General features: G+C 65.2%; 12 protein-coding genes. 1 reads left to right on the top strand and 11 read right to left on the bottom strand.

Going from position 1 to position 15,921, the window contains the following annotated elements; translation table 11 throughout:
- Positions 1 to 109: 109 nt before the first annotated feature.
- From AB7Z56_RS04700 to AB7Z56_RS04655, 10 genes are all read right to left on the bottom strand, one after another.
- Positions 110 to 1,444: an HlyD family type I secretion periplasmic adaptor subunit gene (locus tag AB7Z56_RS04700; RefSeq protein WP_063980824.1), complete on the bottom strand. Its 1,335-nt coding sequence runs from the start codon at positions 1,442 to 1,444 to the stop codon at positions 110 to 112.
- On the bottom strand, positions 1,441 to 3,189 hold the full coding sequence (locus AB7Z56_RS04695) for a type I secretion system permease/ATPase (RefSeq protein ID WP_063980823.1): 1,749 nt from the start codon (positions 3,187 to 3,189) through the stop codon (positions 1,441 to 1,443). Before AB7Z56_RS04695 ends, AB7Z56_RS04700 begins: the two co-directional genes overlap by 4 nt.
- Before the next feature lie 260 nt (positions 3,190 to 3,449).
- Positions 3,450 to 3,719, bottom strand: a complete 270-nt coding sequence (locus AB7Z56_RS04690) for a GlsB/YeaQ/YmgE family stress response membrane protein (protein ID WP_063980822.1) — start codon at positions 3,717 to 3,719, stop codon at positions 3,450 to 3,452.
- A gap of 361 nt (positions 3,720 to 4,080) precedes the next feature.
- Positions 4,081 to 5,055 (bottom strand): ABC transporter ATP-binding protein, encoded by a 975-nt coding sequence (locus AB7Z56_RS04685; RefSeq protein WP_063980821.1) that lies wholly within the window; start codon positions 5,053 to 5,055, stop codon positions 4,081 to 4,083.
- A complete protein-coding gene (locus AB7Z56_RS04680; protein ID WP_063980820.1) occupies positions 5,052 to 6,467 on the bottom strand; it encodes an Asp-tRNA(Asn)/Glu-tRNA(Gln) amidotransferase GatCAB subunit A in 1,416 nt (471 codons plus the stop codon). Before AB7Z56_RS04680 ends, AB7Z56_RS04685 begins: the two co-directional genes overlap by 4 nt.
- On the bottom strand, positions 6,464 to 6,661 hold the full coding sequence (locus tag AB7Z56_RS04675) for a hypothetical protein (RefSeq protein ID WP_018321359.1): 198 nt from the start codon (positions 6,659 to 6,661) through the stop codon (positions 6,464 to 6,466). Before AB7Z56_RS04675 ends, AB7Z56_RS04680 begins: the two co-directional genes overlap by 4 nt.
- On the bottom strand, positions 6,658 to 7,719 hold the full coding sequence (locus AB7Z56_RS04670) for an ABC transporter ATP-binding protein (RefSeq protein WP_063980819.1): 1,062 nt from the start codon (positions 7,717 to 7,719) through the stop codon (positions 6,658 to 6,660). Before AB7Z56_RS04670 ends, AB7Z56_RS04675 begins: the two co-directional genes overlap by 4 nt.
- A gap of 3 nt (positions 7,720 to 7,722) precedes the next feature.
- A complete protein-coding gene (locus AB7Z56_RS04665) occupies positions 7,723 to 8,625 on the bottom strand; it encodes an ABC transporter permease (RefSeq protein WP_014498429.1) in 903 nt (300 codons plus the stop codon).
- Between the two features lie 3 nt (positions 8,626 to 8,628).
- The gene (locus tag AB7Z56_RS04660) at positions 8,629 to 9,582 is read right to left on the bottom strand and encodes an ABC transporter permease (RefSeq protein WP_014498430.1); all 954 of its coding nucleotides are present in this window, start codon (positions 9,580 to 9,582) and stop codon (positions 8,629 to 8,631) included.
- A gap of 201 nt (positions 9,583 to 9,783) precedes the next feature.
- Positions 9,784 to 11,439, bottom strand: coding sequence for an ABC transporter substrate-binding protein (locus AB7Z56_RS04655; protein WP_063980818.1), 1,656 nt, complete (start codon positions 11,437 to 11,439; stop codon positions 9,784 to 9,786).
- Positions 11,440 to 11,639: 200 nt separating this feature from the next.
- On the opposite strand from AB7Z56_RS04655, the gene AB7Z56_RS04650 reads away from it, so the two are divergent.
- A complete protein-coding gene (locus AB7Z56_RS04650; protein ID WP_063980817.1) occupies positions 11,640 to 13,235 on the top strand; it encodes an ABC transporter substrate-binding protein in 1,596 nt (531 codons plus the stop codon).
- Between the two features lie 341 nt (positions 13,236 to 13,576).
- Here AB7Z56_RS04650 and AB7Z56_RS04645 read toward each other — a convergent pair whose 3' ends face one another.
- A complete protein-coding gene (locus tag AB7Z56_RS04645; protein WP_063980816.1) occupies positions 13,577 to 15,808 on the bottom strand; it encodes a CHASE2 domain-containing protein in 2,232 nt (743 codons plus the stop codon).
- Positions 15,809 to 15,921 lie beyond the last annotated feature (113 nt).

The following is a 15,921-nucleotide window of genomic DNA, read 5'->3' as shown; positions in this document are numbered from 1 at the left end:
GCGGCGTCCCGGTTCGATCACAGCCGCCTCTGGAATACTGGATCGCCCGGTCAAGCCGGGCGATGACAGCGAGTGTGCGGCGCGCTCCGGGACGACGCGCTTTCGCGCGTCACTTCTCGCGGAAGGCCCGCATCAGCTGGTCGTGCAGCGGCTTCATCAGATAGGACAGCATGGTGCGGTCGCCGGTCTGGACGAAGGCTTCCGCCGGCATGCCGGGGATCAGCTTGGAGTCGCCGAGCTTGGCGACCTCTTCCGCGGGCATCGATACGCGGATGGTGTAGTAGCTCTGCCCGGTGCGCTGGTCGGTGGTGACGTCGGGCGACACGCGGCTGACGACGCCGTTGAGCTCCGGCGTGGTGCGCTGGTTGAACGCAGACAGGCGAAGCAGCGTCTTCTGGCCGATCTGGAGCTTGTCGATATCGACAGGATTGACCTTGGCCTCGACCTGGAGATCGTCGGCCTGCGGCACGATCAGCATCAGCGCGTCGCCGGCGGTGACGACGCCACCGACGGTATGCACGGTCGATTGCAGCACCATGCCGTCCTGCGGCGCGCGGATGTCGACACGGCGGAGCTGGTCTTCGGCGGCGACCTTGCGCTCGATCATTTCACCGATCTTGTCGTTGGTCTCGCGCAGATCCTTGGAGACCTCGCTCACCATGTCCTTGTCGACCTGGATGATCTGTAGCTCGGTCTCGGTGATCTTGCCCTTGGCCTGCGCGCGCGAGGCGATGTATTGCGCGCGCTCGCCGTTGAGGCGGGCGCTGTCGCGTTCCAGCGTGGTGAGGCGGGAGATCTGCACCAGGTGCTTCTCATAGAGATCGCGGACACCGACCAGCTCCTGCTGCACCAGGACGATCTCCCTGTCCTTGGCCTTTTCCTGCGCGGAGAGTCCTTCGATCTCCTCGTTGAGCTGCTGGACACGCTCGCGGAGCTGCGCCTTCTGCCCGGCGCGGCCATTGACGCGGACGTCGAACAACTTGGTTTCGGCGGAGAGCAGGTTCTTGACGTCGGGATCGTTGCCGCGATCGAGGAGCGATTGCGGAAACTCGATCTTGTCGACACCGCGCTGCTCGGCCTGGAGCCGCGCCGTGCGCGCCAGCGCGGCGTCGAGATTCTTGGTGACGATGGCGAGGTTCGCCTTGGTGACCGTGTCGTCGAGCCGCACCACGATATCGCCGGCCTTGACCACGTCGCCGTCGCGGGCACGCAGCTCGCCGACCACGCCGCCGGTCGGATGTTGCACCTTCTTGACGTTGGATTCGACCACGACCTGGCCCGGCGCGATCAGGGCCCCCGAGATCTGCACCGTCGACGCCCAGCCGCCGAGACCGATGACGAGGGCCAGCACGATGGCCAGCCCGAGCATCAGATGAAACCTGATGGAATCCCGCACGGTCCTCTTCGCGGCGGGCTTTCCGCCGCCGATAGCCATCGTGCTCATGACTTGGGCACTCCGCCTTCGCTGACGATCTTGATCGGTGCCGGCGGCGTCACGCGCGGCTGAAGCACCTGGGCAAGCACCTGCTCCTTCGGCCCAAACGCCTGCATACGGCCGTCGCGCAGCACCAGGATCTGGTCGACCGCCTCGACGCCGATCGGGCGATGCGCCACCACGATGACGATGGCGCCGCGCTCGCGCGCGCTGCGGATCGCGCGGGTCAGCGCCTCGTCGCCTTCGGTGTCGAGATTGGAATTGGGCTCGTCGAGCACGATCAGGAACGGGCTGCCGTAGAGCGCACGCGCCAGCGCCACGCGCTGCGCCTGGCCCGCGGAGAGCGCGGTGCCCTGCTCACCGACCTGGGTGTTGTAGCCCTCGCGCATCTTGATGATCATCTCGTGCACGCCGGCTTCCTTCGCCGCGGAAATGATGCCGTCAGAGGTCGCTTCGGGATCGAAACGGCTGATGTTCTGCGCGATGGTGCCGCCGAACAATTCGACGTCCTGCGGCAGATAGCCGATGTGGCGGCCGAGCATGTCGGAGGCCCACTGGTCGAGCGCCGCGCCGTCGAGCCGCACCTTGCCACGGACCGGATGCCAGACGCCGACCAGCGCGCGGATCAGCGACGATTTGCCGGAGCCGCTCGGCCCGATCACGCCGAGGCCATTGCCGGCGGTGAGCGCGAAGGTGACGTCCTGCACGATGAGGCGCTGATCGCCTGGCGGCACCATGGCGATGCCTTCGACCGACAGACGACTGGTGGGCGCCTGCAACTGGGTCGGCATCGTCTGCGGCGGCATCTGCTCCAGCAGGCGCGTGAGGCGCTGCCAGCTCTGACGTGCCGCGACAAAGGATTTCCAGTGCGCAATGGCGAGATCGACCGGCGCGAGGGCGCGGGCGGAGAGGATCGAGCCGGCGATGATGATGCCTGCGGTCGCCTCCTGGTGGATGACGAGATAGGCGCCGACCGCGAGCACGGCCGATTGCAGCATCATGCGCAGCACTTTTGCGACCGCACCGAGACCGCCGGCGACGTCGCTCGCACGCTGATTGCCGTCGAGGTATTTTTCGTTGGCTTCGCTCCAGCGCTGGTTCATCCGGCCGGTCATGCCCATCGACACCATGACTTCGGCGTTGCGTCGGCTGGAGGCGGCGAGATCGTTGCGCTGGGCGGCAAGGCCCATCGCGTCCTTGGCCGGCTGGCGGGACATGAATTCGGTGACCAGCGTCAGCCCGACCAGGATGATGGCGCCGACCAGAGCGGTGAGGCCGATCATGACGTGGAAGGCGAAGCAGATGGCCAGGTACAGCGGCAGCCAGGGCAGGTCGAAGAACGCGCTCGGACCCATGCCGCCGAGGAACGAGCGGACATTGTCGAGGTCGCGCAGCGGCTGCAGGCCCTCGTTGCGGCTGCCGACCAGGAGCGGCAGGCGCACGACGGTGTCGAACACGCGCTTGTTGAGGGCTTCATCGAGCGCCGTGCCGATCCGCCCCAGGATCCGGTTTCGGATCATGTCGAGCATGCCCTGCGCCATATAGAGGAAGCTGGCGATGATGATCAGGCCGACGAGAGTCGGAACGCTGCGGCTCGGCAGAACCCGGTCGTAGACCTCCAGCATGAAGATCGACCCAGTCAGATAGAGCAGGTTGATCATGCAGCTCATCAAGCCGACGCCGACGAACGCCGTGCGACACGCACGCAAGGCGTCACCGAGCTCTGAACGGCGGACGCCGGGTACGGCTGCCATCAGTCTGATCTCTTTCGGGTAAGGGGCAACGCCCCTGATTTCCTAGGTCGTTCAGGGGTACGCGACCCGGATTAACATCGTATTCCCCCGCGACGAACGCGGCCGAATTAATCCAGGTCCCTGATAGGCCACCTCTACCCCTGACGGCCTCGCACGCAAGTCCGGTATTTCACAGTCTTTGCGGCTTTTTATAGCAGACATCGCGGCCTCTCCCCAGCGGGGGAGAGGCGAAAGTTCTGGCTCACCGAGCCAATGTGACGCTAGAGCCGGCCGCCGCCGCGCACCAGCCGCACCACCAGGAGCAGGATGATGGCGCCGATGGCGGAATAGATGATCTCGGACACGAGGCCGGTGCCGAGATGGATGCCGAGCTTCGGGAACAGGAAGCTTGCGACAAACGCGCCGGCGATGCCGATCACGATGTCGCCAATGATGCCGAACCCGCTGCCGCGCACCACCTTGCCGGCGAGCCAGCCGGCGACGAGGCCGACGAACAGGATGACGATGAGGCCTTGGCCAGAAATGTACATAAGTTGAAGTCCCTCTCCATGAACGGGGGCATGGAACCGGAACCGGGATGAATGGGGTCTGAATGGTCGGTTCGGATAAAAATGTCGAAAACAACCCCATGCACAGTAGGAGTGCAGTTGGCCGGCGGTGCGAGGTGAACTGTGACAAGTCGGTGTTGTCGTAGAGGGATTCTGAAGAAGTGCGCGATTTGAAGTGAGGGACGCGCCGCTCTCTCATTCCCTCCCCCTTGCGGAGGAGGGCCTGGGAGAGGGGTGGCCACGGGCGAGGTCTGAGTTTGTGGCTACCCCTCTCCCCCGCCCTCCCCCGCAAGGGGGAGGGAGCGCAGTGTTGCGCGGGGATGTAGTACGGCTGGAGAACGAACTACGACGCCGTCACCGGCTCCGCCAGCACGCACCTCGCCGCCCGGCCCGGTCCGACCTCCACATTCGCAGGCAATTGCTCCAGACACCGCGGCTGGGCGACCGTGCAGCGGGGGGCGAAGGAGCAGTTGTTCGGCTTTTCGGCCAGCGAGGGCGGGGTGCCGGGGATGGTCTCCAGCCGGGCGCCGCGCTTGGCGCCGTGGATGGTGGAGGCGAGCAAGCCCTTGGCGTAGGGGTGCACCGGCGTGCGGACGATGTCGCGGAGCGTCCCCTGCTCCACGATCTGGCCAGCATACATCACCGCGACACGGTCGCAGATCTCGATCGCAACACCTATGTCGTGGGTGACGAAGATGACGGACATGCCGAACTCGCGCTGAAGCTCGCGCAGCAACAGCAGGATCTGGATCTGCACGGTGGCATCGAGCGCGGTGGTCGGCTCATCCGCCAGCAAGATCTTGGGACGGCAGGCGAGCGCCAGCGCGATCATCGCGCGCTGGCGCATGCCGCCGGACATCTCGTGCGGATAGGCATCCAGCCGCCGCCTGGCCGAGGGAATGCGCACGACCTCGAGCATTTCGAGCGCCCTCGCCCGCCCTTCCGCAAGGCTCTTGCCTTCGTGGCGCACGACGCTTTCGGCGATCTGCGCGCCGATGGTGTAGACCGGATCGAGCGCGAGCGCGGGCTCCTGAAAGATCATCGACACGGTCTGGCCGCGGAACGACGACAGCTCCTCGTCGTTCATGGCGAGCACGTCGCGGCCCATCACGTTGACCTTGCCCGAAATCTGCGTGCGCTTCTTCGGCAGCAGCCGCATCAGCGCACGCAGGGTCACGCTCTTGCCGGAACCGGACTCGCCGAGCAGGCCCAGCACCTCGCCGTCACCGAGCGAGAGACTGAGATCGTTCACGGCATAGACCGTGCGCTCCCCGGTGAAGCGGATGTTGAGGCCTGAGATGTCGACGAGCTTTGTCATGACGGCAGTTTCGGCAACCTATCGTGATAGTCGGTGACGCGCTGGAAGGCGGCGCCGATGGTGAGCAAGGTCGCTTCATCGAAGGAGCGGCCGATCAGCTGCATGCCAACCGGCAGGCCGCTTTTCGTGAAGCCGGAGGGAATGGTGAGCGACGGCAGGCCCAGAAAATTCACCGGGCGGGTGAACAGCGTCAGCCGCTGCACCATCGCCGGCGCGTTCGGGCCGCCGCCGACGTCGCTCTCCTCGATCGTCGGCGCCGGCACCGGCGATGCCGGCGCGATGACCGCATCGACACCAGCGGTGGCCGCATTGTGCGCGGCGAGTGCGGGGCCGCGCCAGCGCATGGCTTCGAGATAGGTGATGGCGGGAACGGCGAGACCGTTCTGAAGCCGCATCAGGACCTGCGGGCCATAGTCCTGCGGACGCTCGATCATCCAGCGCTTGTGGAAGGCGGCCGCTTCGGCCGCGAGCACGAGCTGGCTTGCCGCAGACAATTGCCGCTGGTCCGGCAGCTCGACTGTGACGATGTCGGCGCCCTCGCGCTTGAGCACCGCGATGGTCTCGTCCAGCACGCGCGCGACCTCGCCGTCGAGATCGTCGACATAGAAGGACGCGGGCACGCCGATCTTCAGGCCCTTGAGCGACCCCTTGGTGGCGCCGACATAGTCGGACAGCGGCTCATGACTGGTGGTCGAATCCGCGGGATCGGGACCGGCCATCAGCGCCAGCAGCAGCGCGCAATCCTCGGCGGTGCGGGCGAGCGGACCGACGGTGTCGAGCGATTGCGACAGCGGCATCGCGCCGGCGCGGCTGACGCGACCGACGGTGGTCTTCAGCCCGGTGACGCCGCAGAAATGCGCGGGCATGCGGATCGAACCACCGGTGTCGGAGCCGAGCGCCGCAAACGTCAGGCGCGCCGCGACCGACGAGCCCGAGCCCGACGAGGAGCCGCCGGTGATGTGCGCGACGTTCCAGGGATTGCGCACCGGGCCATAATGGGCGTTGTGGCCGGTCGGGCCATAGGCGAATTCGGCCAGATGCAGCGTGCCGAGGCGGACCTGGCCGGCATCCTTCAGCCGCTGCAAGGCCGTGGACGTGACGGTCGGCACGAAGTCGCGGCGGATCAGCGAGCCGCAGGTCGAGACGTGGCCTGCGTCGTAATACATGTCCTTGTGCGCGAGCGGCACGCCGTGCAGCGGACCGCGGACATTGCCCTTGGCGAGCTCGGCATCCGCGGCATCGGCAGCCTTCAACGCGGACTCGGCTTCAACCGACATGAAGGCGTTCAGATGCGGCTGCCACTGCGCGATGCGGTGCAGCAGCGCACGCGTCACCTCATGCGAGGACACCTGCTTCATCGCGATCGCGCGCGCGACCTCGGTGAGCGTCATCAATGCAGGCTCACGGCTCATTTCGACACCTTCTGCGTCTGCGCGATCGGATAGAGCGCGGGCTCGAGATCGAACGGCAGCGTGCCGGCGATGGCCGCAAAGCCTTCGAAGGCCGGTCCGATGGAATTGGAGATACGCGTCGCGATCTCGTCATCAACAGGGACGCCGGCGATCTGCGCGATCGGCTTGATCTCTTTGGGTGTCGGTCTTGTCATGCTGTTTCCTCTGCGGGCGCGCGGCTATGGCCTGATCCCGGTATCGCCATGTAGCACGCGGCTTCGTGGCCCATTGTATCGAGCGCGGTGAGCTTTGGTGCTGCATTTGCGCAGAGCGGCTCCGCAAACGCGCAGCGGGTGTGGAAGCGGCAACCCGGCGGCGGATCGATCGGATTGGGCGGATCGCCGGTGATCGGCGGCTTCTCGGTGCGACGATCCGGGTCCGACGACGGCATCGCGGCAAGGAGCGCACGCGTATAGGGATGCGCAGGGTTGTCCCAGACCTGGTCGACCGGGCCGAGCTCGACGACCTCGCCGAGATACATCACCAGCACGCGATCGCTGATGTAGTGGACGACGTTGAGGTCGTGGCTGATGAAGAGATAGGTCAGGCCGAACTCGCGCTTGAGATCGGCGAGCAAATTCAGCACCTGTGCCTCGACGGATTTGTCGAGCGCCGAAACGGCTTCGTCGAGGATCACCAGCCGCGGCGACAGCGCCAGCGCACGCGCGATGTTGACGCGCTGGCGCTGGCCGCCGGAGATCTCGTGCGGATAGCGGTTGGCGAAGTTTTCCGGCCGCAGGCCCACCTTGCCGAGCAGCTCGCGCGCCAGCGCCCGCGCCGTGCCATCGGCCATGCCGTGCACTTTCGGGCCGAACGCGATCGATTCCTCGATCGTCAGGCGCGGATTGAGCGAGGCATAGGAATCCTGGAACACCATCTGCATGCCGCGGCGCAGCTCGCGCAACGACAGCGCCTGGCCGACGGTCATGCCGTCATAGATGATGTCCCCGGTATCGCGCGGCATCAGATGCATCAGCAGCCGCGCGGTGGTCGACTTGCCGCAGCCGGATTCGCCGACGATGCCGACGGTCTCGCCCTTCGCGACCGAGAAGGAGACGTTGTCGACCGCGCGCACGGTGCGTTTCGCGGCGAACAGCCCGCCGCGCACCGGGAAATGCTTGGTCAGGCCGTTGACCTGGAGCAGCGGTTGCGCGACGCCGCCAACGTCCTCGACCGGCTCCAGCATTTCAACGGATGTGTTGCTCTCGCTCATGGCCTAGTTCCTAATGTCCATGGCGCTGCGCAGGCCGTCCGAGAGCAGGTTGAAGCAGATCGAGACCGCAAAGATCATCGCGCCCGGCAATGCCGCGACCCAGGGATTGACGTAGATCGCGGTGCGGAGCGTGTTCAGCATCAGTCCCCATTCCGGCTCCGGCGGTTTTGTGCCGAGGCCGAGGAAGGAGAGACCTGCGGCCAGGATCATCGAGACCGAAATGAGACTGGTCGCATAGACGAAGATCGCGCCCAAGACGTTGCCGAGGATGTGCACACGCATGATGGTGAAGGGCCCCGCGCCGGACGCACGCGCCGCTTCGACGAAGTCCATGTTGCGCACGCCGGTGGTCACGCTTTCGGCAACACGTGTGATCTGCGGCACGAACACAACGGTCAGGGACACGATGGAATTGAGGATGCCGGCACCGAGCGCGCCGGAGATCGCGATGGCGAGCAGCACGGAGGGAAAGGCGTAGAACACGTCGATCGTGCGCATGATCGCGGTGTTGAGCTTGCCGCCGACATAGCCAGCGACGAGGCCGAGCGACGTGCCGATGCAGAAGGCGAGGATCACGGGCAGGATGCCGATAACGAGTGACAGCCGGCCGCCATAGATCAGCCGCGCCAGCATGTCGCGGCCGAGCTCGTCGGTGCCGAGCGGGTAGCCTGCTGTGCCGATGTGGCGGAGGCGGCGGATCATCGAACCCTTGTAGGGATCTTCAAGTCCGAGCCACGGCGCGAGCACCGCGGAGAGGAAAATCAGCAGCAGCACCAGCGCGCAGGCCATGCTGACCTTGTCGCGGGCGATGCGGCGGCCGACGGTCGCCCAATAGCCGCGCGCCTTGGTCGCGGGCGCGGCCTGGAGCGCGGCGTCGGCGGTCGCTGACAACGGAAGCTCGCTCATCGGCTAGCCCCGCTTGATGCGCGGGTCGATCGCGGCTTGCGCGATGTCGACCAGCAGATTGAGGAAGACGAAGAACAGCGCCAGGATCAGGATCGTGCCCTGCAGCAGCGGCAGGTCGCGCTGGAAGATCGCCGAATTGAGCAGGAAGCCCGACCCCGGCCAGGAGAACACGGTCTCGATCAGGATCGAGCCGCCGAGCATGTAGCCGAGCTGAAGCCCCATCACCGCGAGCGCGGTGGGCGCGGCGTTCTTGATGACGTGGCGAAACACGCCGGTTTCGTGCAGGCCCTTTGCGCGCAGCGCCTCGACAAAGTCCTGGCTGAGGATGTCGCCGGTGAGCGCGCGCACGGTGCGGGTGACGATGCCCATCGGAATCACCGAGGTCGTGATCGCCGGCAGCACGAGATATTTCAGATGCGCCCAGTCCCAGGCCCAGGAGTTGGAGCCGTTCGGCCCGGCGCCGACCGCGGGCAGCCAGTTCAGCTGCACCGAGAAGATGATGACGAGCACCATGCCGAGCCAGTAATGCGGCACGGAGACGCCGGCGATGGCGAAGGAGGTCGCGACCTTGTCGATCCAGGTCTCGCGGAAATAGCCGGCGATCAGGCCGAGCAGGATGCCCATCGTGAAGCCGATGATGGCGGCCGCAATCGCGAGCGTGACGGTGTTGCTGACCGCGCGCATGACCTCGGCGAGCACGGGACGCCCCGTCGCGATGGAATTGCCGAGATCGCCATGAAGGGCACGCAGCAGCCACAGGCCGAACTGCACCGGCAGCGGACGGTCGAAACCATAGGCGGCGCGGAGCTGCGCCGCGAGCTCCTGCGAGGCGTCGGCCGGCAGCACGGCGACCAGCGGATCGCCCGGCGTGATGTGCACGAGCAGAAAGCACACCAGCGCCACGCTGATGACGATCGGAATGACATAGACGATGCGGCGAGCGATATAGGCGAGCACTGGTCTTCTTTCTTCCTTCTCCCCTTGTGGGAGAAGGTGGCGCGCGATCAGCGCGCCGGATGAGGGGTATCTATCCGCAGATACAGCGTTATCGAATGAGAGAGAGGGTCGCTCGCGGAGAGAGACCCCTCACCCGGCTTCGCTGCCGCGAAGCCGCCCTCTCCCACAAGGGGAGAGGGTGCACTGAGCGTGTGGCGCGAACTACTGCATCGACACCAGCGAGAAGTCGATGAACCAGCTCTTGGGCTGCACGACGCCCGTCACCTTCGGGCTGATGGCGCGGGGGCCGACGTCGTGGGCGACGTAGAGGAAGGCTGCATCGTCGACGGAGGCCGCGTGCAGCTCGGCGAGCGCAGCGTCGCGCGCGGCTGGATCAAACGTCTGCCGTGCCTTCTTCACCAGCTCGTCGAACTTGGGCTCGTGGATGAAGCCCCAATTGTTCGAGACCGGCGGCGCCATGCCGGACTGGAGGAAGCGCACCAGCGCGAAGAACGGGTCCATCGCCGCGTAGGTGACGTTGGTCGCGTTCGAGCCGTTGGCGCTGGGGTCCTTGGCGCCGCGGCGCCAGTTGGTGAACAGCGTGTTCCACTCGATGACGTCGAGCTTCACGTCGAAATAGCATTCGGCGAGCGCCTGCTGGAGATATTCGTTCATCGGCAGCGGCTGCATCTGGCCGGAGCCCGACGCCGAGGTCTGGATCTTCACCGTCAGCTTCTTTGACGGACCGAAGCCGGCCTCCTGCATCAACTTTTGCGCAGCCGCCTTGTCGTACTTGATCTCGAAGGTCGGCTTGCCGCGCCAGGGATGGCCGGGCTCGAAGGTGCCGGTCGCCGGCACCATCAGGCCCGCGAGCAGGCCGTCCTTGAGACCCTCGCGATCGACGCAGAGGTTGGCGGCCTTGCGGACGCGGATGTCATTCCAGGGCGAGCCTTCGACGCGCGAGAACTGCCACGGCCAGACATGCGGCTGCTCGTTGGCGTAGAGCTTGAAACCGCGCTGCTTGAGCTCGGGCAACGCGTCGGGCGCCGGCGCCTCGACCCAATCGACCTGCCCCGAGAGCAGCGCCGCGGTGCGCGCGTTTGCTTCCGGCATCGGCAGGAGCACCATCTTGTCGACCTTGGGCACGCGCGCCTTGTCCCAATAGGCCGCGTTCTTCACCAGCTCGAGGCGCTCGCGCGGCGTGAAGCTCGCCATCTTCCACGGGCCGGTGCCCGCGGCGTCCTTGGCGAACGCGGTCCACGCGGCCTGCGACTTCGCCTTGGCGTCGGCGCCTTCCGCCTTGTCGTAGAAATGCTGCCACTTCGCCGGGCTCGCCATGAACAGGTTGGTGAGGTTGATCGGCAGGAAGCTGTCGGGCTCCTTGGTGGTGAGCTCGACCGTCATGTCGTCGATCTTCTTCGCGGAGGCCAGCGTCGGCATGCGCGACGCGGTCACGCCGACCTGGCTGGCGTCGAACTGCGGCGCATCCTGCTTCAGCACCTTCTCGACGTTCCACACCACGGCATCGGCGTTGAACGGCGAGCCGTCATGGAAGGTGACGCCGGGGCGCAGCTTGAAGATCCACTTGGTCTTGTCGGCATCGTCGACCTTCCACTCGGTGGCAAGGCCCGGGATTACCACGCTCGCCTTGTCGGCCGAGGACAGGTCCCAGCCCGTGAGCGCGTCGTACATGGTGAGGCCGGTGAAGCGGTTGCCTTCAAAACCCTGATCGGGCTGGCCCAATGTGCGCGGAATATCGGCAGCGGTCATGCCGATGCGCAGCACGGTTTCGGCGCTTGCCACGCTCGGCCACGCGGCCGCAGTCGTCAGAGCCAGCGCAGCAATCAGCGCCGCGCGGGTGGTTGTCTTCATAAGCATCGTCTCAGTCCTCTTCCGGCTTTCAATGACTAATTTTGATGCAAACGTATGCAATGGCTATGCCAATGGGGAAACTTTTTCTGCAAATTGCCCCTGCGACGACAAGTCTGTGTGATCACGTGTCGGCAAAGCCACCGTCCTGCCTATTCTGGCATCAAGATTGCAAGTTTGGCTCTGAAATCTCCTGGGAGCCTTGGGCCATGCGTATCCGACTATCGACCTGTCTCGCCGTGCTTGCGCTGGCGTTATCCGCGATCACGGCACGCGCCGAAACGGTGGTGCGCTACGGCATCTCGATGGCGGACATCCCGCTGACGACGGGCCAGCCCGATCGCGGCGCCGGCGCCTATCAGTTCACGGCGTACACCATCTACGATCCGCTGGTCGCCTGGGAGATGGACGTCGCCGACCGCCCCGGCAAGCTGGTGCCCGGGCTCGCCACCGAATGGAAGGTGGATGATGCCGACAAGACCAAATGGCGGTTTGCTTTGCGCAAGGGCGTGAAGTTTCACGACGGCAGCGAGTTCAACGCCGACGCGGTGATCTGGAATCTGGACAAGGTGCTCAACGACAAGGCGCCGCAATTCGACAAGCGGCAGAGCGCGCAGGTGAAGACCCGCCTGCCTTCGGTCGCGAGCTACGCCAAGATCGACGATTTCACGGTGGAGATCACGACCAAGACGGTCGATTCCTTCTTCCCCTATCAGATGCTGTGGTTCCTGGTCTCGAGCCCGGCGCAGTACGAGAAGCTCGGCAAGGATTGGGACAAGTTCGCGAGCCAGCCTTCCGGCACCGGTCCGTTCAAATTGACCAAGCTGGTGCCGCGCGAGCTTGCCGAGCTCACGAAGAATCCGGACTACTGGAACAAGAAGCGCATTCCAAAGGCCGACAAGATCGTGCTGGTGCCGATGCCGGAAGCGCTGACGCGCACCAATGCGCTGCTCGCAGGCCAAGTCGACCTGATCGAGACGCCGGCGCCGGACGCCGTACCGCAGCTGAAAGCCGCCGGCATGAAGATCGTCGACAACGTCACGCCGCACGTCTGGAACTATCACCTCAGCGTGCTGCCGGGCTCGCCCTGGACCGACATCCGCCTGCGCAAGGCGCTGAATCTCGCGATCAACCGTGACGAAGTCGTTGGTCTGATGAACGGGCTTGCAAAACCCGCCAAGGGCCAGGTCGACCCGTCGAGCCCGTGGTTCGGCAAACCGACCTTCGAGCTGAAATATGATCTGGCCGCGGCCAAGAAGCTGGTCGAAGAGGCCGGCTACTCCAAGGCGAAGCCGCTGAAGGCCACCTTCATCATCGCCCAGGGCGGCACCGGCCAGATGCTGTCCCTGCCGATGAACGAATTCCTGCAGCAAAGCTTCAAGGAAATCGGCATCGACATCGACTTCAAGGTGGTCGAGCTCGAGACATTATATACGCATTGGCGCAAGGGCGCGGCCGACGAGATGAACGCCGGCATCACCGCCAACAACATCGCCTATGTCACCTCGGACCCGCTCTACGCCATCGTCCGCTTCTTCGCCTCCGACCAGATCGCGCCGGTCGGCGTGAACTGGGGCGGCTACAAGAACCCGAAGGTTGACGCGCTGATCAGCGAGGCCAAGCAGACGTTCGACACCGCCAAGCAGGACGATCTGATCGCGCAGGCCCACGCGCTGATCGTCGACGATGCCGTGCTGGTCTGGGTCGTCCACGACACCAACCCGCACGCGCTGTCGCCGAAGATCAAGCAGTTCGTGCAGGCGCAGCACTGGTTCCAGGATCTGACGACGATCGGGACGGAGTGAAGGCGGCAAACGCCGGTGTCGTAGGGTGGGCAAAGCGTAAGCGTGCCCACCACCTCTATACGCGGAGTAAGATGGTGGGCACGGCGCTAGCGCGCCTTTGCCCACCCTACGGGAGTTGATGTTGGTGGCGAAGAGCAGACGGACGCTACCGCGCCAAACACCGCTGTCGTCCCGGGGCGCGACGTAGTCGCGAGCCCGGGACCCATAACCGCAGGGAGTGGTTTGGCGAAGACTCGGAGTTACCGGCTCGCGCGATAACATCTCCCTGGGGGTATGGGTCCCCGCGTACGCGGGGACGACACTTTCAGTGCAGCACCAGCGATGGCCACGCACTCACACCGCTACTTCGTCAGCAGCGCATACGCGCCGTTCCATCCTTCCGCCGGCGGATTGATCTGGAATTCCTTGATTCGCGCCTCGTACAGCTTGAACAGCTTTTCCAGCGTGTCGGCATCCTCGCTGCGGCGGCCGCGCTCGATCGCTTCCAGCGCGCCCTGCCAGTCGCGGCCGCGGTAGCAGCCGAGCATCTCGATGGTGACGTTGCGCAGGCGCTGGAAAGCGCCCGAATGCATCACGTCCTCGCGGCCGGCGATGGCGTAGATCACCTCGGGCTCGGTCTTGCCCTTGACCATGATGAAGTCGAGCTCGAGGATCGCGAACTTGTCCTTGGCGGCGAGCGCGGTCCTGGAGCCGACGATGATGGGAAAGCCGTATTCCTTCGACTGGCCTTCCAGGCGCGAGGCGAGGTTCACGCTGTCGCCGAGCACCGAATAGTTCTTCTTTAGGTCGGAGCCCATGTTGCCGACGACGCCGATGCCGGTGTTGAGGCCGATGCCGACATTGAGCGGGATGTAGACGTGACCGCCGTCGGCGGCCTCCTGCTCGCGCTCCTTGTTGACCGCGTCGATCTGCTCCAGCATCTGGATCGCGGCCTCGCAGGCGTTGACCTCGTGCTCGGCATCGTCGAGCGGCGCGTTCCAGAACGCCATGATGGCGTCGCCCATGTACTTGTCGATGTAGCCCTTCTGATCGATGATGACGTCTGTCAACGGCGTCAGGAAGCGGTTCATCAGCGCGATCAGGCCTTGCGGATCCTGCTTGTAGCTCTCCGAGATCGTGGTGAAGCCGCGCACATCGGAAAACATGATCGTCATCTCGCGCTCCTCGCCGCCGAGCACCAGCTTTTCGGGCGACTGCGCGAGCTGCTCGACCAGGACGGGCGACATGTATTGCGCGAACATGCCGCGGATCTGCACGCGCTGACGCTGCTCGCGCACGAAGCTCGCGAAGATCAGTGTCAGATAGATCGCGGTGGTCGAGAGCAGCGGATAGGTGAAGTCGATGAGGTAGCGGTACTGCGCGTAGAAGAACCAGGACACGCCGACCAGGATGGCGGCGAACATCGCGCCCGCGAGCCCCAGACGGACAGGGCCGAGATTGGGCGTGAAGATGATGACGAGCAGGCCGATCACGAGCGCGGCGATCAGCTCGACGCCGAGCGCATAGTTCGGCTGCGAGATCACCGCGCCGCTGAGCACGCTCTCCAGCACCTGGGCATGGATCTCGACACCCGGCATGGTCGATGACACCGGCGTGGTCTTGATGTCGTTCAGCCCGACCGCCGAGGTGCCGACCAGCACCAGCTTGCCGGCGATCTTGTTCGGCGGCGCGGTGTTGTCGAGCACGTCGGCCGCCGAGATGTAGATCGAGGGATCCTGGCGGGCGTAGTGCACCCAGAGCTGGCCGTTCTTGTCGGTCGGAATCTCCACGCCCTTGAGGCGCACGGCCCTGATGCCGGTCTTGTCGGTCCGGACCAGCAGCGTCGGCGTTCCCGTGACGACGCGTAAAATCTCGAGGCTGAGCGAGGGCATGATGTTGCCCTGGGCGCGCATGATCAACGGCACGCGGCGGATCAGGCCGTCGCGCTCGGTCTTGATCGAGAACAGGCCGCGGCCGGCCGCGACCTTCTCGATGACGGACACGTTACGCAACAGGCCGGGGAATTCGAACAGGAAACGTTCGGCATCCGCTTCGCCGACCGTCGCGACGCCGGTGAAGGGCAACGACTTGTCGATCTCGGACGAGATCGCCGGCTGCCCGGTTTCGCCCAGCACCACGTGCGAGCGCTTGATCGCGTCGGCGAGGATCTGGTCGTTGGTCGGGAGCTCGCGCAGCCTGGCGCGGGTGGCGTCGTCGAGATCGCGCATCTGGCTCGCGACCAGATCCGGGTTGAGCCGGTCGGCTTCGGAGAACACCATGTCGAAGCCGATCGTCACCGCGCCGTTACCGGTGAGGTTCTGGATCAGGTCCGCGATCCGCGTGCGCGGCCATGGCCACTGGCCGAGCTTGGCGAGGCTCTTGTCGTCGATGTCGACGATGGTGACCGGCCGCGCCGCCTTGTGGCGGGGATCGATCAGCTGGAACATGTCGAAGGTGCGCAGCCGCAATTCCTGGATCGGCGGCGGATCCCAGACACGAGCGCCGGCAAAGACGACCAGCAGCGCAAGGCACATCAGCCGCGCGAAGCCGAGCTTCCGCGCAAACCACCGCCGCAGGATCTTGAGACGCTTCATTTCAGTCGGACTTCCTGACCTGTATCGCGCCCGGCGCACCGATCATGGAGCGTCCGCGAGCGATTGGCTATTCCCCGGCGGTCGAGGATTAAGGATTTTTTGCCGCGGTCAAG

This window comes from Bradyrhizobium sp. 482_C4_N1_8 (assembly GCF_052075965.1).
GTDB classification, from domain to species: Bacteria; Pseudomonadota; Alphaproteobacteria; order Rhizobiales; family Xanthobacteraceae; genus Bradyrhizobium; species Bradyrhizobium barranii.
The sequence above is the reverse complement of the archived record's forward strand: the minus strand, read 5'-3'. Positions and strand labels throughout refer to the sequence as shown.

Bases quoted from the DNA above. Each gene is read 5' to 3' on its own strand.
- AB7Z56_RS04700 (WP_063980824.1), bottom strand. From the start codon at position 1,444: ATGAGCACGATGGCTATCGGCGGCGGAAAGCCCGCCGCGAAGAGGACC.
- AB7Z56_RS04695 (WP_063980823.1), bottom strand. From the start codon at position 3,189: ATGGCAGCCGTACCCGGCGTCCGCCGTTCAGAGCTCGGTGACGCCTTG.
- AB7Z56_RS04690 (WP_063980822.1), bottom strand. From the start codon at position 3,719: ATGTACATTTCTGGCCAAGGCCTCATCGTCATCCTGTTCGTCGGCCTC.
- AB7Z56_RS04685 (WP_063980821.1), bottom strand. From the start codon at position 5,055: ATGACAAAGCTCGTCGACATCTCAGGCCTCAACATCCGCTTCACCGGG.
- AB7Z56_RS04680 (WP_063980820.1), bottom strand. From the start codon at position 6,467: ATGAGCCGTGAGCCTGCATTGATGACGCTCACCGAGGTCGCGCGCGCG.
- AB7Z56_RS04675 (WP_018321359.1), bottom strand. From the start codon at position 6,661: ATGACAAGACCGACACCCAAAGAGATCAAGCCGATCGCGCAGATCGCC.
- AB7Z56_RS04670 (WP_063980819.1), bottom strand. From the start codon at position 7,719: ATGAGCGAGAGCAACACATCCGTTGAAATGCTGGAGCCGGTCGAGGAC.
- AB7Z56_RS04665 (WP_014498429.1), bottom strand. From the start codon at position 8,625: ATGAGCGAGCTTCCGTTGTCAGCGACCGCCGACGCCGCGCTCCAGGCC.
- AB7Z56_RS04655 (WP_063980818.1), bottom strand. From the start codon at position 11,439: ATGCTTATGAAGACAACCACCCGCGCGGCGCTGATTGCTGCGCTGGCT.
- AB7Z56_RS04650 (WP_063980817.1), top strand. From the start codon at position 11,640: ATGCGTATCCGACTATCGACCTGTCTCGCCGTGCTTGCGCTGGCGTTA.
- AB7Z56_RS04645 (WP_063980816.1), bottom strand. From the start codon at position 15,808: ATGAAGCGTCTCAAGATCCTGCGGCGGTGGTTTGCGCGGAAGCTCGGC.